General features: G+C 70.5%; 16 protein-coding genes. 15 read left to right on the forward strand and 1 reads right to left on the reverse strand.

Annotation, left to right across the window (positions count from 1 at the left end; all coding sequences use genetic code 11):
• Nucleotides 1–121 precede the first annotated feature (121 nt).
• Together QZ772_RS21530 and QZ772_RS21535 are read left to right on the forward strand one after the other, a co-directional pair.
• Entirely contained in the window at nucleotides 122–2,446 is a 2,325-nt protein-coding gene (locus QZ772_RS21530) for an AAA family ATPase (protein ID WP_295530796.1), read from the forward strand.
• A gap of 104 nt (nucleotides 2,447–2,550) precedes the next feature.
• Nucleotides 2,551–4,119, forward strand: coding sequence for a S41 family peptidase (locus QZ772_RS21535; RefSeq protein ID WP_295530797.1), 1,569 nt, complete (start codon nucleotides 2,551–2,553; stop codon nucleotides 4,117–4,119).
• Nucleotides 4,120–4,275: 156 nt separating this feature from the next.
• On the opposite strand, the gene recQ is transcribed toward QZ772_RS21535, so the two are convergent.
• A complete protein-coding gene (recQ, locus tag QZ772_RS21540; RefSeq protein WP_295530801.1) occupies nucleotides 4,276–6,219 on the reverse strand; it encodes a DNA helicase RecQ in 1,944 nt (647 codons plus the stop codon).
• Nucleotides 6,220–6,715: 496 nt separating this feature from the next.
• Here recQ and QZ772_RS21545 point away from each other — a divergent pair, with 496 nt between their 5' ends.
• From QZ772_RS21545 to QZ772_RS21605, 13 genes are all read left to right on the forward strand, one after another.
• Nucleotides 6,716–7,681: an ABC transporter substrate-binding protein gene (locus QZ772_RS21545; protein WP_295377889.1), complete on the forward strand. Its 966-nt coding sequence runs from the start codon at nucleotides 6,716–6,718 to the stop codon at nucleotides 7,679–7,681.
• 110 nt (nucleotides 7,682–7,791) lie between these two features.
• Nucleotides 7,792–8,631: an ABC transporter permease gene (locus QZ772_RS21550; protein WP_295530803.1), complete on the forward strand. Its 840-nt coding sequence runs from the start codon at nucleotides 7,792–7,794 to the stop codon at nucleotides 8,629–8,631.
• A complete protein-coding gene (locus tag QZ772_RS21555) occupies nucleotides 8,628–9,431 on the forward strand; it encodes an ABC transporter ATP-binding protein (RefSeq protein ID WP_295530805.1) in 804 nt (267 codons plus the stop codon). Before QZ772_RS21550 ends, QZ772_RS21555 begins: the two co-directional genes overlap by 4 nt.
• A 1,028-nt stretch (nucleotides 9,432–10,459) precedes the next feature.
• Nucleotides 10,460–11,242 (forward strand): histidine utilization repressor, encoded by a 783-nt coding sequence (gene hutC / locus QZ772_RS21560; RefSeq protein WP_295530806.1) that lies wholly within the window; start codon nucleotides 10,460–10,462, stop codon nucleotides 11,240–11,242.
• Nucleotides 11,243–11,298: 56 nt separating this feature from the next.
• Nucleotides 11,299–12,846: a histidine ammonia-lyase gene (gene hutH, locus QZ772_RS21565; RefSeq protein WP_295530807.1), complete on the forward strand. Its 1,548-nt coding sequence runs from the start codon at nucleotides 11,299–11,301 to the stop codon at nucleotides 12,844–12,846.
• Nucleotides 12,847–12,882: 36 nt separating this feature from the next.
• Nucleotides 12,883–14,613, forward strand: a complete 1,731-nt coding sequence (hutU, locus tag QZ772_RS21570; protein WP_295530810.1) for a urocanate hydratase — start codon at nucleotides 12,883–12,885, stop codon at nucleotides 14,611–14,613.
• Nucleotides 14,614–14,737: 124 nt separating this feature from the next.
• On the forward strand, nucleotides 14,738–15,499 hold the full coding sequence (locus tag QZ772_RS21575) for an IclR family transcriptional regulator (RefSeq protein ID WP_295530818.1): 762 nt from the start codon (nucleotides 14,738–14,740) through the stop codon (nucleotides 15,497–15,499).
• A gap of 84 nt (nucleotides 15,500–15,583) precedes the next feature.
• Nucleotides 15,584–16,333 carry a transporter substrate-binding domain-containing protein gene (locus tag QZ772_RS21580; RefSeq protein ID WP_295530821.1) on the forward strand — a complete coding sequence of 250 codons (750 nt, stop codon included), beginning with the start codon at nucleotides 15,584–15,586 and terminating at the stop codon, nucleotides 16,331–16,333.
• 199 nt (nucleotides 16,334–16,532) lie between these two features.
• Nucleotides 16,533–17,201 (forward strand): amino acid ABC transporter permease, encoded by a 669-nt coding sequence (locus QZ772_RS21585; RefSeq protein WP_295530824.1) that lies wholly within the window; start codon nucleotides 16,533–16,535, stop codon nucleotides 17,199–17,201.
• A 28-nt stretch (nucleotides 17,202–17,229) separates the two neighbouring features.
• A complete protein-coding gene (locus QZ772_RS21590; protein WP_295530827.1) occupies nucleotides 17,230–17,802 on the forward strand; it encodes a HutD family protein in 573 nt (190 codons plus the stop codon).
• Between the two features lie 70 nt (nucleotides 17,803–17,872).
• Nucleotides 17,873–19,096 carry an imidazolonepropionase gene (hutI, locus tag QZ772_RS21595; protein WP_295530829.1) on the forward strand — a complete coding sequence of 408 codons (1,224 nt, stop codon included), beginning with the start codon at nucleotides 17,873–17,875 and terminating at the stop codon, nucleotides 19,094–19,096.
• Nucleotides 19,093–20,562 carry a formimidoylglutamate deiminase gene (gene hutF, locus QZ772_RS21600; RefSeq protein WP_295530831.1) on the forward strand — a complete coding sequence of 490 codons (1,470 nt, stop codon included), beginning with the start codon at nucleotides 19,093–19,095 and terminating at the stop codon, nucleotides 20,560–20,562. The genes hutI and hutF overlap by 4 nt, the downstream gene beginning before the upstream one ends.
• Before the next feature lie 118 nt (nucleotides 20,563–20,680).
• A partial coding sequence (locus QZ772_RS21605; protein WP_295530833.1) for an N-formylglutamate amidohydrolase occupies nucleotides 20,681–21,091 on the forward strand: 411 nt, incomplete at its 3' end.

Here is a 21,091-nt window from a genome sequence, read left to right on the forward strand (position 1 = left end):
GCCGCGTGCGGCGCTGCACCGGCAAGCACGCGCAGCCGCCCCGGGGCTTTCGCGGGCCCGCACTTCCGCATTGCATCGGACTGCGCTATGGTCGCCGCTCCATCTCCGAGGAAACCCTGCCATGGCCCGCCGATCAGGACTCGACGCCAGCACCGCCCAGCGCGGGGCCGCCTTGCCCTCGCCCGGCCTGCGCGAGGCGCCGGTGCTGGAGCTCATGTGCTCGCACTTCGTGCTCACGCTGGCTGCGCAGCAGGGCCCGCGCTTCAACGTGCGGCGCGACCTCAACGGCCTGCTCTCGCTCACCGGCCGGCACCTGGTGTGGCCCGCGTCGGTATTGCAGCGGCTGCGGGCCTTCCTGGCGCGGCGCTGCGAGGGCAACGAGGTCTGGAAGGATGTGCACACGCTGGACAATCGCGCCCTGCTCGAGCGACATGGCCACTGGCGCGGTCCGTATGAAGAAGGCACGCTCTTCTTCCATCTCGACGAATATGCCAAGGACCAGCCCAAGGACCTGCTGGCCGTGCTGGCCCTCACGCGCGACTGGCTCGCGCAGACGCTGCGCAAGCAGTCCACCCTGGTCGAGAAGAACATCGACGCCCTGGCCGGCCTGCTGCAGCTGAACAAGGCGGAGCGCGCGCTGCTGCTCTACGGCACGCTGGCGCGCTACCAGCGCGACCTGCGCTCGCTGCTGGTGGAGTTCAAGGTCAGCAACGCGCCCGAGGCCTATGCCGCGCTGGCCGAGGTGGCGGGCGTGAGCCCCAGTGAGGTCGGCGAGGCGCTGCGCGCCGGCTCGCGGCTGGAGCGCATCGGGCTGGTCGAGAACCTCATCTCCGAGCACAACATCACCGACCTGGCCGACCTGATGAAGGTCAGCGAGAAGCTGCCGCCGGTGCTCATGCGCGAATACCGCGACCAGAGCGAGCTGATGGCCGTCTTCACGCGGCCCTCCACCAAGAGCGACCTGGCGCTGGACGACTTCGGTTTCGTCGGCGAAGAGGCGGCGATGCTGGTCACGCTGCTGCGCGCTGCCGTCGCGCGCAAGGAGCCGGGCGTGAACGTGCTGCTCTACGGACCGCCCGGCACCGGCAAGACCGAACTGGCCAAGGTGGTGGCGCAGGCCGCGGGGCTGGAGCTGTTCGAGGTCGAGTACGCCGACCGCGACGGCAATTCCCTCTCGGGCCGCGACCGCTACCGCTCGCTGCAGATCGCGCAGGTCTTCCTCAAGGGCAGCGCGCAGGCGGCGCTGCTGTTCGACGAGGTGGAGGACGTGTTCCCGCCCATCAGCACCGAGGCCGCGCAGTTCATGGCGCGGGCCGAGCAGGTGGCGGCGCCCGCGCCCAGCGGCAGCGTCAACGGCAAGGCCTGGGTCAACCAGATCCTCGAGACCAACCCGGTGCCCACGCTGTGGGTCACCAACCGCATCGAGCAGATCGACCCGGCATTCCGCCGCCGCTTCGCCTACCACCTGGAGCTGAAGTCGCCACCGCCCGGGGCGCGAGAGCAGATCGTGCGCAAGGCCCTGGCCGGCGTCGAGGTGTCCGAGGCCTTCGCCGGCCGGCTGGCCGAGCGGCGCGGCCTCACGCCGGCGCAGATCCGCACTGCGGTGCGTTTCGCGGGCCTGGCGGCCGAAGGCGGCGTCGGCGCCGAGGCGCTGATCGAACGCCAGCTGCGCAACGCCGACCAGGCCCTCGGCCGCAGCGCGGGCGCCCCGGCCGAGCGCCTCGCCGTGACGACCTGGGACCTGGGCATGCTCAACGTCGACACGCGCTTCGAGATCCCGCGCATCGTCGAGGCACTCAAGGCCCGCGGCCACGGCACCCTGTGCTTCTATGGCGCGCCCGGCACCGGCAAGACGGCGCTGGCCGAGCACATCGCGCGTGCGCTGGGCCGGCCGCTGATGATCAAGCAGGCCAGCGACCTGATGAGCAAATACGTCGGCGAGACCGAGCAGCAAATGGCCGCCATGTTCCGCGAGGCCGAGGCCGAAAAGGCTGTGCTGCTGCTGGACGAGGCCGACTCCTTTTTGCAGGACCGCCGCGGCGCCCAGCGCACCTACGAGGTCACCGAGGTCAACGAGATGCTGCAGGGCATGGAGCGCTACCAGGGCGTGTTCGTCTGCACCACCAACCTGCTCGACCGCATCGACCAGGCGGCGCTGCGGCGCTTCACCTTCAAGATCCGCTTCAAGCCCCTCACGGCGGACCAGCGCGAACGCATGTTCGTCACCGAGGCGTTGGGCGGGCGGACCGAGGCATTCACGCCCGAAGCCGCGGCGCGACTGGCACGGCTGGATCAGCTGTGCCCCGGCGACTTCGCGGCGGTCAAGCGTCAGGTGGAGATCCTGGCCGCCGCGTTCACGCCCGAGGAGTTCCTGGAGCAGCTGGAGGCCGAGCACCGCCTCAAGCCCGAGGTCCGCGAGGCCCGGGGCATGGGCTTCGTCCACTGATCCGTCCCGCCGGCGCAGCCGCCGGTCAGCGTGAATGGCTAGCATCGTCCCCGGCCATGCGCGAGCGTGCGCGGCCTTACACACAGACAGAGACAGGACCGACGATGACGCGACAAGGGATGGGTGCGCTGCTGGCCGGCGCGATGGTGACGATGCTGACTGCCTGCGGAGGGGGTGGTGGTGGTGGTGGCGGCTTCCTGCCGCTGGCGGCTGCCCCCGCCCCTGCGCCGGCCCCGGCTGCCGCGCCTGCGCCTGCGGCCCAGGCGACCGACCCGGACATCGTGAACACCACCACGGTCGCTGGCCGCTGCGCCAACCCCCGCAGCGGCAGTGCCGACGTGGCGGGCACCCTGCTCGACGAGAAGCGCTGGGTGCGCTCGTGGACCAACGACACCTACCTCTGGTACGACGAGGTGCCCACCCTCTCGTCGGCGAACTACACCACGCCCATCGACTACTTCGCCGTGCTCAAGACCTCCGCGCTCACGAGCAGCGGCAAGCCCAAGGACCGCTTCCACTTCACCTACGACACGGCCGCGTACCAGGGCCTGTCGAGCAACGGCCAGGAGATCGGCTACGGCATCCGCTTCGCCTATCTCTCCAGCGTGCCGCCGCGCGATGTGCGCGTCGCCTATGTGGAACCCGGTTCCCCCGCAGCCTCCGCCGGCGTGACACGCGGCATGCGCCTGCGCACCGTCGACGGCATCGACGTGACCAACGGCAGCAACGTCGATGGACTCAACGCCGGCCTGGCGCCGCAGAAGGTGGGCGAGGTGCACCAGCTGGGCCTGCGCCGTCTGGACGGCAGTGACGTCGCGCTCAGCTTCACGGCCACGACCATCACCAGCAGCGCCGTGATGAACGTGAAGACCATTCCGACGGCCAGCGGCAACGTCGGCTACCTGCAGTTCAACCAGCACAGCGTGGCGGCCGAATCGCAGCTGATGGATGCGATGGCCGCCCTGCGCGATGCGGCGGTGTCCGACCTGGTGCTGGACATGCGCTACAACGGCGGCGGTCTGCTGGGCATCGCCTCCGAAGTCGCCAGCATGATCGCGCCGGGCAACAGCACCACCGGGCAGACCTTCGAGCGGCTGATCTACAACCGCAAGAATCCCTTCGGCACCTCCGCCGCCGCCAGTCGTGTGCCCTTCTATGCGACGGCTCAGTACGGGCCGCGTTCGGGCACACCGCTGCCGCGCCTGAACCTGCCGCGGGTGCTGGTGCTGGCCGGTGGCGACACCTGTTCGGCCAGCGAGTCGGTCGTCAACGGCCTGCGTGGCATCGGCGTGAACGTAGCCCTGGTGGGCGGCGCCACCTGCGGCAAGCCCTATGGCTTCTACCCGCAGGACAACTGCGGCACCACCTACTTCACCATCCAGTTCCAGGGCGTCAATGCGCAGGGCCAGGGCGACTATGGAGACGGCTTCGCGCCCACCTGCAGCGTGGCCGACGACTTCAGCCATGCGTTGGGCGATCCGGCAGAGGCGCGCTTGTCCGCGGCCCTCAGCCTGCGCCAGACGGGTGTCTGCCCGACGCCAGCCACGGCCCTGGTGGCCGCCTCGGCCGGGACGGCCACCGGAATCGGCCTCTCGCCCGATCAGGCCGTGCTCGGCCCGCGCGCGCCCTGGCTGGACAACCGCATCGTGCTGCCCGCCGACCGCGGGTTATAGAAAAAAACACGCAAGCCGCGCACAAGGCAAAGATCGAAAGGCCGCGGAGCAGGCCGTGCCAGGGCACCCGAGGAACTGGCTCCGCCAGGCCTCTGGATGCGCCCCCTCCAAGCCGAAGGCGCCAGGGAGCCGCGTAAGCGGCATGGGGGGGGCCGCTTACCGGACGCTGGCGATGACCCGGACGACCTCCTCGCCGTAAGCCTCCAGCTTCTTCGCGCCCAGGCCGCTGATGCCTTCCAGGGCCTCCAGCGAGTCCGGTGCGCGTTCGGCGATGGCGGCCAGCGTGGCGTCGTGGAAGATCACGTAGGCCGGCAGGTTGTGGGCCTTGGCCACCTCGGCGCGCCAGGCCTTGAGGGCGGCGAAGCGGGCCTGGCCGCCCGTGTCGAGCGCCGCCGCGGCGGCCGGTGCCGCGGTGCCGGCGCCGGTACCGCCGGGGCGCTCGCGCCGGCTGCGGCGCGGGGCCGGTTGCGACACCGATTCGCGTAACCGCACCGGCACTTCGCCGCGCAGCACCGCGCGCGAGCCGTCGGTCAGGCGCAGGGTGTTGAACTTCTCCGCATCCACCTCCACCGCGCCGATGGCGATCAGCTGGCGCAGTACGCCGCGCAGCTGGGTCTCGCTGTATTCGGCGCCGATGCCGAAGGTGCTCACCCGCTCGTGGAAGAACTGCTTGACCTTTTCGGTCGGCTTGCCGCGCAGGATGTCCATGATGTGGCCCGCACCGAAGCCGATGCCGCTTTGCTGCTGCACCCGGTAGATGGTGGACAGCAGCTTGCGGGCGGCGTCCGTGCCGTCCCACACCGCGGGCGGCGAGAGGCAGTTGTCGCAGCTGCCGCAGCGCATGAGGGGCACGCGTTCCTCGCCCGGGGGCGCATCGGGCGGCATGCCATAGGTCTCGTCGAAGTAGGCCAGCAGCCGCACTCGGCGGCAGTCGGTGGCCTCGGCCAGGGCCAGCAGCGCGTCAAGCTTGCTGCGCATCACCTGCTTGAATTCCTCGGCCGCGGGGCTCTCGTCGATCATGCGGCGCTGGTTGACCACGTCCTGCAGGCCGTAGGCCATCCAGGCATCGGCGGGCAGGCCGTCGCGGCCCGCGCGGCCGGTCTCCTGGTAGTAGCCCTCGATGTTCTTGGGCAGGTCCAGGTGGGCGACGAAGCGCACGTCGGGCTTGTCGATGCCCATGCCGAAGGCGATGGTCGCGACCATGACGATGCCCTCCTCGCGCAGGAAGCGGTCCTGGTGGCGTTGGCGCACGGCGGCGTCCAGGCCGGCGTGGTAGGGCAGCGCGTTGATGCCGGCATCGGCCAGCATCTGCGCCACCTCCTCCACGCGCTTGCGCGACTGGCAGTAGACGACGCCCGCCTCGCCTTCGTGCTCGCGCTCGATGAAGCGCAGCAGCTGCGTGCTGGCGTCCTTCTTCTCGACGATGGCGTAGCGGATGTTGGGCCGGTCGAAGCTGCTGACGAACTGGCGCGCGTCCTGCAACTGCAGCCGCTCGACGATGTCGGCGCGGGTGAGCGCGTCGGCGGTGGCGGTGAGCGCGATGCGGGGCACGGCCGGGTAGCGCTCGTGCAGCACGGCCAGCGCACGGTATTCGGGGCGGAAGTCGTGGCCCCACTGGCTCACGCAATGCGCCTCGTCGATGGCGAACAGCGCCAGCTTGCCGCGCGCGGCCAGGCCGTCCAGCAGCTCCAGGAAGCGCGGCGTGTTGACGCGCTCGGGCGCAGCGTAGAGCAGCGTGAGTTCGGCGCGCGCGGTGCGGCGCTCGACGTCCAGCGCTTCCTGCCAGTCCAGCGTGGAATTGAGGAAGGCGGCGCTCACGCCAGCCTCGTGCAGGGCGCCGACCTGGTCGTGCATCAGCGCGATCAGCGGCGAGACCACGATGCTCACGCCGTGGCCGGCACGGGCGCGGGCGATGGCCGGGATCTGGTAGCACAGCGACTTGCCGCCGCCGGTGGGCATGAGCACCAGCGCGTCGCCGCCGCCCGTGACCTGGTCGACGATGGCCGCCTGCGGGCCGCGGAAGGCCTCGTAGCCGAAGACCTCGCGCAGGATCGTCAGGGGCGCGGTGCTGCCGGAGTCGAGGGAGTGGGTGGAAGACACGGTCGGTGCGGGGGTGGCAGCGGGCGGGCAGGAAGGCGGGGCGGATGGAAAGCAGCGGCGCGCCCGGGGGCGGACGCTCGCGGCGCGCCTCCCGCGCGCCGGGTGGGCATTGTCTCAGGCCGGCCGTGGCCCCGATGCGGATCGGTGAGTCCACCACCCGATGGCCTCCGAGCCGCGTGAACCATCGATCGTTCGGGCTGAGCCCGTCGAAGCCGTTTGCACGCGGCCTCGCAGCCCTGGCACGCCTCCTGCAATCCGGATGGCCCTGGCGCCCGCCAGGGCCTGTATAGACAACATTTTGGTGCACGGCCTTGCCCGACGCACCGAAGCGGGACTTCCCTCCTGCGCTGCTCCTGATCTCGATGAGGTGGCGCTGCGGGTTGTCCTGTATATACAGGCGTAGCAGGTCGCCTCAGACTGCGCCCGCTCCCGGCTGGCGAGGTCGCCCGCACCGATGTTCGTTGTTGTTCCGCCATTCACACCACAGGAGGGCCGCATGGCCAAGACCGTCTTCAAGATCGCATCGCTGGTGGCCGCGGCCGCCGCCCTCGCCTGCGCCGCAGGCACCGCCGCCGCGCAGGAGACGAAGATCGCGCTCGGCATGTCCGGCTGGACGGGCTTCGCCCCGCTCACGCTGGCCGACAAGGCCGGCATCTTCAAGAAGAACGGTCTGGACGTGGAGATCAAGATGATCCCGCAGAAGGACCGTCATCTCGCCCTGGCCTCGGGCGCCATTCAGTGCGCCGCCACCACCGTGGAGACGCACGTGGCCTGGAACGCCAACGGCGTGCCGATCGTGCAGATCTTCCAGATGGACAAGTCCTACGGTGCCGACGGCATCGCGGTGCGCAATGACGTCAAGTCCTTCGCCGACCTAAAGGGCAAGACCATCGGCGTCGACGCGCCGGGCACCGCGCCCTACTTCGGCCTGGCCTGGATGCTGAGCAAGAACGGCATGACCTTGAAGGACGTGAAGACCGTGACGCTGGCGCCGCAGGCCGCCGCCCAGGCCTTCGTGGCCGGCCAGAACGACGCCGCCATGACCTACGAGCCCTACCTGTCGACGGTGCGCAATGCACCGCAGTCCGGCAAGATCCTCGCGACCACGCTCGACTACCCGATGGTGATGGACACCGTGGGCTGCGCGCCCACCTGGCTCAAGGCCAACGCCAAGGCCGCGCAGGCGCTCACCGCGTCGTACTTCGAGGCGCTGGAGATGATCAAGGCCGAGCCCGCCAAGGCCAACGAAATCATGGGCGCTGCGGTCAAGCAGACCGGCGAGGCCTTTGCCAATTCGTCCAAGTACCTGCGCTGGCAGGACAAGGCCGCCAACCAGAAGTTCTTCTCCGGCGAGCTGGAGCAGTTCATGAAGGAGTCGGTGCCGATCCTGCTGGAGGCTGGCGTGATCCGCAAGGCGCCCGAGGACCTCAAGGCGACCTACGACGCGTCCTTCATCAAGTAAGCCACGAATCTTCCTACTGCGCGGGCTGATCTCGGGCCTGCGCTCCTCGCCGCACGAAAGTGCGGCTGCGGTGCTCGACCCGACCTCAACCCGCTCGCTACGGAATCTTCATGACTTCCTCTGTTGTCGATATGGCAGTGAACACGCCGCTCCCACCGCGCCGCCGAGCGCGCGGCATGGTGCCGCTGGAGCCCGTCGGCCCGCGCACGCGCTGGCTGCTGGGCGTGGCCTTCTTCGTGCTCTTCGTGGCGGTGTGGGCCTTCTTCACGCTGGGCGGCTACGTGTCGCCCACCTTCCTGGCCAGCCCGGTCACGATGGTGAAGGAGGCGGTGCTGCTGTTCACCGAGTACGGCTTCATCGGCGACATCGGCATGACGGTGTGGCGGGTGTTCGGCGGCTTCCTGCTGGCGGCCGTCATCGCGGTGCCGCTGGGCATCCTGATGGGCGCCTACAAGCCGGTGGAGGCCTTCCTGGAGCCCTTCGTCTCTTTTTGCCGCTACCTGCCGGCCTCGGCCTTTATTCCGCTTTTGATCCTGTGGGCGGGCATCGGCGAGGCGCAGAAGCTGCTGGTGATCTTCATCGGCTCGGTGTTCCAGATCATCCTGATGGTGGCGGTGACGGTGGGCAGCGCCCGCAAGGACCTGGTCGAAGCCGCCTACACGCTGGGCGCCGATGGCGGCGGCATCGTGCGGCGGGTGCTGATTCCGGGCGCGGCGCCGGGCATTGCCGAGACGCTGCGCCTGGTGCTGGGCTGGGCCTGGACCTACGTGATCGTGGCGGAGCTCATCGGCTCGTCCTCGGGCATCGGCCACATGATCACCGACAGCCAGGCGCTGCTGAACACCGGGCAGATCATCTTCGGCATCATCGTCATCGGCCTGATCGGGCTGGTGTCGGACTTCCTGTTCAAGGCCGTCAACCGTCGGCTGTTCGCGTGGGCTTCGCTATGAGCGGCAACCTGCAAGAAGCCGGCGTGCAGCTGGCCATCCGCGGCGTCTCGCGCACCTTCACGGGCGCGCGCGGCCAGTCCACGCAGGCGCTGCTGCCGGTGGACTTCGATGTGCGCGAGAACGACTTCGTCACCATCCTCGGGCCCTCGGGCTGCGGCAAGTCGACGCTGCTGCGCATCGTGGCAGGGCTGGACTTTCCCACCAGCGGCCAGGTGCTGCTGGACGGCCGGCCGGTGACCGGGCCGGGCGCGGACCGGGGCATGGTGTTCCAGAGCTACACGCTCTTTCCGTGGCTGGACATCGAGCAGAACATCCGCTTCGGCCTGCGCGAGCGCGGCATGTCCGAATCCGAGCAGAAGGAGCGCGCGGCCTACTTCATCGCCAAGGTGGGGTTGCGGGGCTTCGAGCGGCACTATCCCAAGCAGCTGTCGGGCGGCATGCAGCAGCGCACGGCCATTGCCCGTGCGCTGGCCAACGACCCCAAGATGCTGCTGATGGACGAGCCCTTCGGTGCGCTGGACAACCAGACGCGGGTGCTGATGCAGGAGTTGCTGCTGGGCATCTGGGAGGCCGAGCGCAAGACGGTGTTGTTCGTCACGCACGACATCGACGAGGCGATCTTCATGGCCAACCGCGTTGCCGTGTTCAGCGCCCGGCCGGGCCGCATCAAGACCGAGATCGCGGTGGATCTGCCGCATCCGCGCCACTACACGCTCAAGACCACGCCGGAGTTCATAGAACTGAAGGCACGGCTGACGGAAGAGATTCGGGCGGAGTCGATGGCGGCGGCGGAGCATTGAGCGATGGCTTCGGGGCGCGTTCAGGGTGAGGTCCGGGGCGGCGTGCGGGGCTTGGCTGCGCTGTTGCTGCTTCGTTGCGCGCCTGTCGTGATTGGGCTGTGGGGCGTCTGGGCTGGTGTTCGGGGGGGCGCGCGGGGCCGGGGCCGGCTGGCGCGGGCTCATGGCGGGGTGGTCGGCTGCGCCGACTCCGCTGCGATGCTCGGCCGGGGCTCGCGTCGCAGAACTCGCTGCGCGCTCACGCGCTCCGCTCAAACAACTGCGACGAGTCAGTTCACGAAGCATGCCTGTCCTTCGGCAGGCATGCCTCGCCCCGGCCTGCGCTTCTCGCCACCCCGCAAATCGCCCACGCCAGCCGGCCCCGGCCCCGCGCGCTGGGGACGCTGCGTCGATATCGGGACCGGGGAACCGCACGCCCGGTTTTCTGACCGGGCTTCGGCTTCGGCTTCGGCTTCGGCCTGGCCTTGGGCTTTCACTCCTCTCCCCTCTGGGGAGAGGTTGGGTGAGGGGCCGCCCCTTGCCTCATTGACGCCCGACGCTCACCAGCGCCGCAGGCCCTCACCCCAGCCCTCTCCCAGAGGGAGAGGGAGCAACAGCCAGCCGCGGCTGGATCGGCGTGCACGACCGCGGGTCCCATTCCAGAGTGGCCGGCAGCCCGTGGGCGGTGATGCGCCTGTGGCGCGCCGAGGAGCGCAGCGAAGCCGGCCGCAGGCCTGCCGAAGGACAGGCCTGCTTCGGGATCTGACTCGCGGCATTTGTCCGAGCAGAGTGAACGCAGTGAACGTCGTGAGTTATGCCGCGGGCCGGGTTCGCGAGCACCGGAGGGGAGTCGGCGCGCAGCGCCGACCGCGCCATCGAAGCACCGCCGCCCACGGGCTGCCGGCCGCTCTGGCGCACCGTCCTTTCCATCGCTGCGACATCGACGCAGGCACGGACAGGAACATCAAGCGCCAAGCCGTGAACACGCTGATCGACGCTGCCGCCGCCAGCCGCCGCCGGACCCGCAAGCCGCATCACGAGGGGGGCCGCGCATGACGACGACCTCAGCCAAAGCGTCCCGCGAACGCCGCCCAACCAGCCCACCGACCAGCCCGTCCCTCGCTCTCTACGAGCAGGTCAAGGAACACATCGTCCGCCGCATCCAGAGTGGTGAATGGCCCGCCGGGCATCGGCTGCCGTCGGAACACGAACTGGTCGCGCAGTTCGGCATCTCGCGCATGACCGCCAACCGCGCCCTGCGCGAACTGGTGGACGAAGGCCGCGTCAAGCGCGTGGCCGGCGTCGGCAGCTTCGTGGCCGAGACCAAGCCGCAGTCCACCCTGCTGCAGATCGCCAACATCGCCAGCGAGATCCGCGGCCGCGGTCACGACTACGGCTTCGAGCTGCTGGCGGCCGAGCGCATCGCCGCACCCGCGGACATCGCCGCCTGGCTGGACGTGCGCCTGGGCGAATCGCTCTTCCACTGCCTCTGCCTGCACCTGGAGAACGGCACCCCCGTGCAGCTGGAAGACCGCTGGGTCAGTCCGCGCATGGTGCCGGCCTTCCTGGACCAGGACTTCTCGCTCATGCCGCCCAGCGAATACCTGGTGCGCCACGTGCCCTTCGACCAGATCGAGCACCTGGTCGACGCCGTGCTCCCCACGACCGAGCAGGCCGCGCGCCTGGCCATGGACGCGGGCGAGCCCTGCCTGCTGCTCAGCCGCCGTACCTGGTCGCGCGGCACGCCCATCACGCTGGTGCGCTGCCTGCACCCGGCCTCGCGCTACCGGCTGGGCAGTCGCTTTCGCGCCGACGGCAATCCCGGCTGGGGCTGACGGCCCCGCGCTCCCGCTTCGCTTTCGCACGTCACAACCTGTATAGACAACCTGCCATGACCACCCTGCTGACCCTCCATCCCGGCCAGGTCGACCTGGCCAGCCTGCGCCGCATCCACCAGGGCGGCCTCACCCTCGCGCTGGACGACAGCGTGCGTGCGGGCATGCAGGCCGCGCAGGCTGCCGTGCAGCGCATCGTGGACCACGACGACGTGGTCTATGGCATCAACACCGGCTTCGGCAAGCTGGCCAGCACCAAGATCGACCACGGCCACCTGGCCGAGCTGCAGCGCAACCTGGTGCTGTCGCACAGCGTGGGCACGGGCGAGCCGCTGTCGGCGGAGGTGGTGCGGCTGGTGATCGCCACCAAGGCCGTGAGCCTGGCGCGCGGGCATTCGGGCGTGCGGCCGGCGCTGGTCGATGCGCTGCTGGCACTGTTCAACGCCGGCGTCACGCCGCTGATCCCGGCCAAGGGCTCGGTGGGCGCCTCGGGCGACCTGGCGCCGCTGGCGCACCTGGCCTGCGTGCTGATCGGCGAAGGCCAGGCGCGCCTGGCCGACGGCAGCGTGGTGGGCGGGGCTGAGGCCATGCGCAGCATCGGGCTCGAGCCCTTCGTGCTCGGCCCCAAGGAAGGCCTGGCGCTGCTCAACGGCACGCAGGTCTCGACCGCGCTGGCGCTGGCGGGGCTGTTCGGCGCGGAGAACGTGTTCGCCTCGGCCCTGATGTCGGGCGCGCTGTCGCTGGAGGCCATCCAGGGTTCGATCAAGCCCTTCGACGCCCGCATCCATGCCGCGCGCGGCCAGCCAGGGCAGATCGCCGTCGCCGCCGCCGTGCGCACGTTGCTCGAAGGCAGCGCCATCATCCCCAGCCATGCCGACTGCGGCCGGGTGCAGGACCCGTATTCCATCCGCTGCATCCCGCAAGTGATGGGTGCCTGCCTGGACAACCTGACGCATGCCGCCCGCGTGCTGGTGACCGAGGCCAATGCCGCCTCCGACAACCCGCTGGTCTTCTGCGACACGGACGAGGTCATTTCCGGCGGCAACTTCCATGCGGAGCCGGTGGCCTTCGCGGCCGACATCATCGCGCTGGCCGTGGCCGAGGTCGGCGCCATCGCCGAGCGCCGCATCGCGCTGCTGCTGGACACAGGCCTGTCGGGCCTGCCGCCCTTCCTGGTGCGCGACGGTGGGCTCAACTCCGGCTTCATGATCGCGCAGGTCACGGCCGCGGCCCTGGCCTCGGAGAACAAGTCCCTCGCCCATCCCGCCAGTGTGGACAGCCTGCCCACCTCGGCCAACCAGGAGGACCACGTGTCCATGGCGACTTTTGCGGCGCGCCGGTTGGGCGAGATGGTCAACAACACCGCGGTGGTCATCGGCATCGAGGCCATGGCCGCCGCGCAGGGCATCGAACTGAAGCGCACCGAGACCACGCCGCGCAGCTCGACCGCCGTCGAGGCCGAGATCGCCCGCATCCGCCGCCAGGTCGCCTTCGTCGAGCGCGACCGCTACCTGGCGCCCGACATCGAGGCCATGCGCCAGTGGGCGCTGGCCGCCGAACTGCCTGCGCCGCTGCTGACGCTCTTGCCCAGCCACAGCGCCTGAACCGACCGACCGACCGACCTTTCAAGGAGCACTGCCATGAACGCCCCCGAGAACTTCATCGCCCGCACCGCGCCCGCCATCGCCGACCCGCGCGTGGACCCCAGCCGCGTCGTACGCGCCCCGCGCGGCACCGACCTGTCGTGCAGGAACTGGCTGATCGAAGCCCCTTTCCGCATGCTGCAGAACAACCTCGATCCCGAAGTGGCCGAGAACCCGCAGGCCCTGGTGGTCTACGGCGGCATCGGCCGCGCCGCGCGCAACTGGGAGTGCTTCGACGCCATCCTCGACTCGCTCAAGAAGCTGGGCGAGGACGAGACGCTGCTGGTGCAGTCCGGCAAGCCGGTGGGCGTGTTCAAGACCCATGCGGACGCGCCGCGGGTGCTCATCGCCAACTCCAACCTGGTGCCCAAGTGGGGCCACTGGGAGCATTTCCACGAACTGGACCGCAAGGGCCTCTTCATGTACGGCCAGATGACCGCCGGCAGCTGGATCTACATCGGCAGCCAGGGCATCGTGCAGGGCACCTTCGAGACCTTCGTCGAGGCCGGGCGCCAGCACTATGGCAATGACCTATCGGGCAAATGGATCCTCACCGCGGGCCTCGGCGGCATGGGCGGCGCGCAGCCGCTGGCGGCCACGCTGGCGGGCGCCTGCTCGCTGACCGTCGAATGCCAGCAGACCAGCATCGACTTCCGCCTGCGCACCCGCTACGTGGACAAGCAGGCGAAGGACATCGACGACGCCCTGGCCCTCATCGCGCACCACACCGCGAAGAAGGAAGCCGTCTCCATCGCCCTGCTCGGCAATGCCGCCGAGGTGCTGCCCGAGCTGGTGCGCCGCGCCAAGGCCGGTGGTCCCAAGCCCGATCTGGTGACCGACCAGACCTCGGCCCACGACCTGATCAACGGCTACCTGCCGGTGGGCTGGAGCGTGCAGCAATGGCGTGCCGCCTCGCAGGACCCGGCGCAGCATGCGCAGCTCAAGCAGGCCGCCGCCGAAGGCTGCGCCGTGCATGTGCAGGCCATGCTGGACTTCCAGGCCATGGGCATCCCGACGGTGGACTACGGCAACAACATCCGCCAGGTCGCCTTCGACCAGGGCGTGAAGAACGCCTTCGACCTCCCCGGCTTCGTGCCCGCCTACATCCGTCCGCTCTTCTGCGAGGGCAAGGGCCCCTTCCGCTGGGTGGCGCTGTCGGGCGACCCGGAGGACATCTACAAGACCGACGCCAAGATCAAGGAGCTGTTCCCCGAGAACAGGCACACCCACCGCTGGCTGGACATGGCGCGCGAGCGCATCGCCTTCCAGGGCCTGCCGGCGCGCATCTGCTGGCTGGGCCTGGGCGAGCGCCACATTGCCGGCCTGGCCTTCAACGAGATGGTGAAGAAGGGCGAGCTCAAGGCGCCCATCGTCATCGGTCGCGACCACCTGGACACCGGCTCCGTCGCCAGTCCCAATCGCGAAACCGAAGGCATGAAGGACGGCACCGATGCGGTGAGCGACTGGCCGCTGCTCAACGCCCTGCTCAACACCGCGGGCGGTGCCACCTGGGTCAGCCTGCACCATGGCGGCGGCGTGGGCATGGGCTATTCGCAGCATGCCGGCATGGTGATCGTGTGCGACGGCAGCGATGCCGCCGAGCGCCGCCTGGCGCGCGTGCTGGTCAACGACTGCGCCTCGGGTGTGATGCGCCATGCCGACGCCGGCTACGAGCTGGCCGTGGCCACGGCGAATAAATTCGGCCTCAACCTGCCGATGGTGCGCTGACGGGTCCCCCAGCGCCGGGCTGCGCCTCGGCGCGCGGGAGCACGCGCCACAAAAACCGCCGCCCAGTCCCATCGCATGGGACCGGGTGGTGCACATCGCGATGGCTTTTTTTGATACTGAGCGCATGGCCTCGCCTGCGCCCCCCGTTGCTGCTGCTGCTGCCGTTCCTGCCGCCGACCGCGTGCTGCAGGTGCTGGCCGTGCTGGCGCGGCAGGGCCGGCCGCTCACCGCGGCCGAGCTGATGGCCCACACCGGGCTGACGCGCAGCACCCTGTATCGCCAGCTGGCGCGCCTGCGCCGCTGGGGCTTCGTGATCGAGCGTGAGGGCAGCTATGCCCCGGGGCCGCTCAGCCTGCAGATGGCGCTGGGCTTCGACCTGGCGTCCGAGCTCATGCGCCAGGCGCGGCCCACCATGGAAGAGCTGGCCCGCCAGTCCCACGAGAGCGTGGGCCTGATCGTCGCCGTCAACGACCAGGCCATCTGCCTGGACATGGTCGAGAGCCACCAGTCGCTGCGCTGCTCCTTCGAGAAGGGCCGCAGCGTGCCGCTGCGCGCGGGCGCCTCGGCCAAGTGCCTGCTGGCCCATCTGGCGCCCTCCGCCCGGGCCGCCGTGTTAGACGCGCAGTACGGCGCCGGCACCGCCGAACGCGCCGCCGCCGAAGCCGAGCTGGACACCATCCGCCAGGCCGGTCATGCCCTGAGCGCCGGCGAGGTGGACGACGGCGTCTGGGGCTGCAGCGTGCCGCTGATGGGCGCCTCGCACCAGGCGGCCGGCGTGCTGACGCTGATGGCCCCGATCCTGCGTGCACGGCACCAGGAGGCCGCGCTCGTGCAGATGACCGTGGTGGCCGCGGCCCGCATCTCGCGGCGGCTGCTGCTGCATTGAGCCGGGTCGCCCCATCCCGCCCCGCCGTCCCCTTCTTCTTGCGCCTCCCGTTCCTCTCCCTTCCAACGTTCCCGGAGTGATCCCATGATGTCCCGCCCCCTGCCCCGCCGCCTGCTGCTCGCCCTCGTCGGCACCCTCGCCCTGGCCGGCACCGCCGCCCATGCCGCCGAACCGCTGCGCGTTGCCACCGACGCCACCTTCCCGCCCATGGAGTACATCGAGAACGGCAAGCGCACCGGCTTCGACACCGAGATGGTCGAGGCCATCGGCAAGCAGCTGGGCCGGCCCGTCGAGTGGATCGACATCGACTTCAAGGGCCTGATCCCGGCGCTGGTCTCGCGCCGCGCCGACATGGCCGTCTCGGCCATCTACATCACCGACGAGCGCCGCAAGGTGGTGGACTTCACCATGCCCTACTACGCTGGCGGCCTGGTGGTGATGACCAAGGCCGACAACACCACCCTCAAGTCGCCCGCCGACCTGGCCGGCCGCAAGGTGAGCGTGCAGGTGGGCACCAAGTCGGTGAGCTTCCTCAAGGAGAAGTACCCGCAGGCCCAGCTGCTGGAAGTCGAGAAGAACCAGGAGATGTTCAACCTGGTGGAAGTGGGCCGCACCGACGCCGCCGTCACCGGCAAGCCCGCCGCCTACCAGTACGTGCGCACCCGGCCCGGCCTCAAGGTGCTGCCCGAGCAGCTGACCACCGAGGAATACGGCATGGCCATCCGCAAGGACACGCCCGAGCTCACCAAGGCCGTGAACGACGCCCTGGCGAAGATGAAGGCAGACGGCAGCTACGCCGCCATCGTGCAGAAATGGTTCCCCGCGTCGAAGTGAGACACCCCCCATGCCGCTTCGCGGCTCCCCCCTCACTTGCGCCTTCGGCTTGGAGGGGGGCGCACCCAGAGGCCTGGCGGAGCCAGTTCCTCGGGTGCCCTGGCATGGCCTGCTCCGCGGCCGTTCGAGCCCTGCCGCCGCGCCGGGTTCATGCTTTGCAGGCTGTGCGCACAGCGTGGAAATCTGACGGGACTTGATGATGGATCTGGACTTCTCGCCGGTCTGGGCCGGCTGGCCCGACCTGCTGCGCGGCACGCTGGTGACGGTGGAGATCACCGCCTGCGCGCTGCTGCTGGGCTGCGTGCTGGGCCTGGCGGTGGGCATCGGCCGGCTGCGGCCGCAGCGCCGCTGGCTGTACGGCGTGTGCACCGCGTACGTGGCTGTGATCCGCGGCACGCCGCTGCTGGTGCAGCTGTTCATCCTGTTCTTCGGGCTGCCGCACTTCGGACTGTTGCTGCCGGCCTTCCTGTGCGGCGTGCTGGGCCTGGGCGTGTACAGCGGCGCCTATGTGTCGGAGATCGTGCGCGGCGCCATCCAGTCCATCGACCGCGGCCAGACCATGGCCGCCCAGTCGCTGGGCATGACGCCGGTCCAGGCGATGCGCCACATCATCCTGCCGCAGGCGGTGGTGCGCATGATCCCGCCGCTGGGCAACGAGTTCATCGCGCTGATCAAGAACTCGGCGCTGGTGTCGCTGCTCACCATCCACGACGTGATGCACGAGGGCCAGAAGATCATCAGCGTGTCCTACCGCTCGCTGGAGGTGTACCTTGCCATCGCGGCCGTGTACTTCGCCCTCACCGGCACGGTGACGCTGGTGCTCCGCCACTTCGAACGCCGGCTGCGCCAGGGCGGCCTCGTGCATTGAAGTGACACCCGCCCACGGAGACATCGCCATGACGACCCTGCGCCGCTTCGACCTCGCCCAGCTTCCGGCCACGCCGTGGAAGAACGGCGGCGGCCACACCCGCGAGATCGCCTGCTGGCCGCCCGGTGCCGGACTGGAGGACTTCGGCTGGCGATGCTCGGCGGCGAGCATCGCGTCCGACGGGCCCTTCTCCGCCTTTCCGGGGGTGGACCGGCAGATCCTGCTGCTGGACGGCGACGGGGTGCACCTGCAGGGCGAGAACATCGACCACCGGCTGGCCACGCCGCTGCAGCCCTTTGCCTTCGCGGGCGAGTCGGCCCTGGGCTGCACCCTGCTGGGCGGTGCTTCCACCGATTTCAACGTGATGACGCGGCGCGACCGGTGGCGCGCCGAAGTCGCGGTCCATGCACAGGGCGTGCGCCTTGCGGGTTCACCGCACGGGCTGTTGCTGGCCGTTTCGGGCCGCTGGCGGACCGGCACCGCGGCGCCGCTGGCAGCCGGCCAGGGCCTGTGTTGGACCGATGCCATGGCACCTGCCGAGGTGGTGCCGGACGAGGGTGCCGAAGCGCGCCTGATCGCGGTGCGGCTGCTGCCCGCCTGACCCTGCCTTGTTCCGTCCTCCATCTGCCAGGCGCCAAGACCCCGAGCCTCATCCACCAAGGAGCGCCCGCATGACCGCCCTGCCCTTCTCCCAACGCCCCAGCGCCGACGGCCTGTGGACCGGCCTGCGCGGCATCGACGGCCAGCCGCTGGCGCTGACCGTGGCCGACGGCCGCATCGCCTGGCTGGGCGCGCCTGATGCCCTGCCGTCCGGCGCGGACGCCCTGCCCCGCCACGACGGCTGCGGCGCGCTCATCACGCCCGGCCTCATCGACTGCCACACGCACCTGGTCTACGGCGGCCAGCGGGCCAACGAATTCGCCATGCGCCTGGCCGGCGCCAGCTACGAAGAGGTGGCGCGCGCCGGCGGCGGCATCGTCTCCACCGTGCGGGCCACGCGCGAGGCCAGCGAGGACGCGCTGTTCGAATCCGCCAGCGCCCGCCTCGCGCCGCTGCTGGCCGAGGGCGTGTGCGCCATCGAGATCAAGTCCGGCTACGGGTTGGCGCTCGAGCACGAGCGCAAGCAGCTGCGCGTGGCACGCCGGCTGGCCGCCGCCCATGGCATCATCGTGCGCACCACCTTCCTCGGCGCCCACGCCCTGCCGCCCGAATACGCCGGCCGCAGCGGCGACTACATCGACCTCGTCTGCCGCGAGATGCTGCCCGCGCTGCATGCCGAAGGCCTGGTGGATGCGGTGGACGTGTTCTGCGAGCGCATCGCCTTCTCGCTCGAAGAGACCGAGCGCGTGTTCCAGGCCGCAAAGGCGCTGGGCCTGCCGGTCAAGCTGCATGCCGAGCAGCTCAGCGACATGGGCGGCGCGGCGCTGGCGGCGCGCTACGGTGCGCTCTCCTGCGACCACATCGAGCACCTCTCGCCCGCCGGCATCGCGGCCATGGCGCAGGCCGGCACCGTGGCCGTGCTGCTGCCCGGCGCCTACTACACGCTGCGCGACACGCAGCTGCCGCCCATCGACGGGCTGCGCGCTGCCGGCGTGCCGATGGCCGTCTCCACCGACCACAACCCGGGCACCTCGCCCTGCCTGAGCCTGCTGCTGATGATGAACATGGCCTGCACGCTGTTCCGCCTGACCGTCCCCGAGGCGCTGGCCGGCGTCACCACCCATGCCGCGCGGGCGCTGGGCCTGTCGGCCACGCATGGCGAGCTGGCCGTCGGCCGCGCCGCCGACTTCGTGCTGTGGAACGTGCAGGAGGCCGCCGAGCTGGCCTACTGGTTCGGTCAGCGGCCCGTGCGTTGCGTGGTCCGGCAGGGCAGGATCGCGGAGGGCGCGCTGTGAGCGCCGGCAGCCTCTTCGCCGATCACGCCCTGCTGCCCGGCGGCTGGGTGCGCGACGTGCGTGTGGACTGGGACGCCACCGGCCGCCTCACCGCCGTGCAGCCCGGCGCCACGCCAGAGCCCGGCATGCCGCGTGCCGAAGGCCCGCTGCTGCCCGGCATGCCCAACCTGCATTCGCATGCCTTCCAGCGCGGCATGGCGGGCCTGACCGAATACCGCGCCGAGGCGCAGGACAGCTTCTGGAGCTGGCGCAGCCTCATGTACCGCTTCGCGCTGCGCCTGAGCCCATCGCAGCTGGAGGCCATCGCCTTCGGCCTCTACGTCGACATGCTGGAGGCCGGCTACACGGCGGTGTGCGAGTTCCACTACGTGCACCACGACACCGACGGGCATCCCTATACCGACGATGCCGAGCTCGCCCGCGCCCTGCTGCGCGCTGCCCAACGTGCCGGCATCGGCCTGACGCTGCTGCCGGTGCTCTACCAGACCAGCGGCTTCGGCGGCGCCGCGCCGGCCGAGGGCCAGCGCCGCTTCATCCGCAGCACCGAGTCGATGCTGCGCCTGCTCGACGCCCTGCGCCCCGCCTGCGACGCCCAGGGCGCGCGCCTGGGCCTGGCGCCGCACTCGCTGCGCGCCGTGCCTCCGGATGCGCTGCGCGACGCGCTCGCCGGCCTGGCTGCGCAGGACGCGACCGCGCCCATCCACATCCACATCGCCGAGCAGACCAAGGAGGTCGAGGACTGCATCGCCTGGAGCGGCCAGCGCCCCGTCGCCTGGCTGCTGGACCATGCGCCGGTCGATGCCCGCTGGTGCCTGGTGCATGCCACGCACATGGACGCCGACGAATACCGTCGCGCCGCCGCCACCGGCGCGGTGGCGGGCCTGTGCCCCACCACCGAGGCCAACCTGGGTGATGGTTTGTTCGACCTGCCGCGGTGGACCGCCGGTGACGACGGCGGGGATCCTTACCCCACTGCCCGGCAGGGTGCGTTCTCGACGGCCTCCGGCGCCGGCAGGCGGCCCGGCGGCGGCGCCTGGGGCATCGGCTCCGACAGCCATGCCTGCGTCGATGCGGCGGAGGAACTGCTGATGCTGGAGTACGGCCAGCGCCTGGCGCGCCGCCAGCGCAACGTGGCCGCCACCGCGGCGCAGCCCGAGGTCGCCACCGCCATGTGGCTGGCGGCGGTCGCTGGCGGTGCGCAGGCGGCGGGCCGCGCCCTCGGCGGGCTGGCCGTGGGCCAGCAGGCGGACATGCTCGTGCTCGACGCGGCCCATCCGGTGCTGGCCGGGCTGGAGGCGCCGCAGATGCTCTCGGCCCATGTCTTCGCCGCCGGCCGCCAGCGGCCGCTCGCGCAGGCGTATGTGGCAGGCCGGAAGACGGTCGATGCCGGCTGCCACCCGCTGCGCGCCGAGGCTCAGCGGGCGTTCGTCCAGGCCCGGCGCGAACTGCTGGCCGGTGGGGCCTGAGCGCCGGCTCTGCCGCACTGGAGCTCGGCCCATGAGCGCGCCTGAACCGCTTTTCTTTTTCGGTGCCGTGCCCCCGCGCCAGCGCGGGTGCAGGGACGCCTTCACACTTGCTTCTGTCATGACCGCCTTCACCACCACCGAGCCGCCCTTCCGCTTCCGCCAGGGCACGCGACCGCTGCTGATCTCCATGCCGCATGTGGGCACGCATGTGCCCCCCGCGCTGGCCGCGCGCCTGACCGACGAGGCGCGCCACGTGCCCGACACCGACTGGCACCTGGAGCGCCTTTACGACTTCGCCGACGAACTCGGCGCCTCGGTCCTGGTGGCGACGCATTCGCGCTATGTCATCGACCTGAACCGTCCGCCGGACGGCGCCAGCCTCTACCCGGGCCAGAGCGTCACGGGCCTGTGCCCCGTCGACACCTTCGACGACACGCCGCTCTATGTCGACCCGGCCGACCTGCCGCAGGAGGCCGAGATCGCCGCCCGCCGCGAGGCGATCTGGGTGCCCTACCACGCGAAGCTGGCC

This window comes from uncultured Pseudacidovorax sp. (assembly GCF_913773995.1).
Taxonomy (GTDB): Bacteria; Pseudomonadota; Gammaproteobacteria; order Burkholderiales; family Burkholderiaceae_C; genus Xenophilus.

Bases quoted from the DNA above. Each gene is read 5' to 3' on its own strand.
- QZ772_RS21535 (WP_295530797.1), top strand. From the start codon at position 2,551: ATGACGCGACAAGGGATGGGTGCGCTGCTGGCCGGCGCGATGGTGACG.
- QZ772_RS21550 (WP_295530803.1), top strand. From the start codon at position 7,792: ATGACTTCCTCTGTTGTCGATATGGCAGTGAACACGCCGCTCCCACCG.
- QZ772_RS21545 (WP_295377889.1), top strand. From the start codon at position 6,716: ATGGCCAAGACCGTCTTCAAGATCGCATCGCTGGTGGCCGCGGCCGCC.
- hutC (WP_295530806.1), top strand. From the start codon at position 10,460: ATGACGACGACCTCAGCCAAAGCGTCCCGCGAACGCCGCCCAACCAGC.
- QZ772_RS21590 (WP_295530827.1), top strand. From the start codon at position 17,230: ATGACGACCCTGCGCCGCTTCGACCTCGCCCAGCTTCCGGCCACGCCG.
- QZ772_RS21555 (WP_295530805.1), top strand. From the start codon at position 8,628: ATGAGCGGCAACCTGCAAGAAGCCGGCGTGCAGCTGGCCATCCGCGGC.
- hutH (WP_295530807.1), top strand. From the start codon at position 11,299: ATGACCACCCTGCTGACCCTCCATCCCGGCCAGGTCGACCTGGCCAGC.
- hutU (WP_295530810.1), top strand. From the start codon at position 12,883: ATGAACGCCCCCGAGAACTTCATCGCCCGCACCGCGCCCGCCATCGCC.
- hutI (WP_295530829.1), top strand. From the start codon at position 17,873: ATGACCGCCCTGCCCTTCTCCCAACGCCCCAGCGCCGACGGCCTGTGG.
- QZ772_RS21530 (WP_295530796.1), top strand. From the start codon at position 122: ATGGCCCGCCGATCAGGACTCGACGCCAGCACCGCCCAGCGCGGGGCC.
- QZ772_RS21580 (WP_295530821.1), top strand. From the start codon at position 15,584: ATGATGTCCCGCCCCCTGCCCCGCCGCCTGCTGCTCGCCCTCGTCGGC.
- QZ772_RS21585 (WP_295530824.1), top strand. From the start codon at position 16,533: ATGGATCTGGACTTCTCGCCGGTCTGGGCCGGCTGGCCCGACCTGCTG.
- QZ772_RS21575 (WP_295530818.1), top strand. From the start codon at position 14,738: ATGGCCTCGCCTGCGCCCCCCGTTGCTGCTGCTGCTGCCGTTCCTGCC.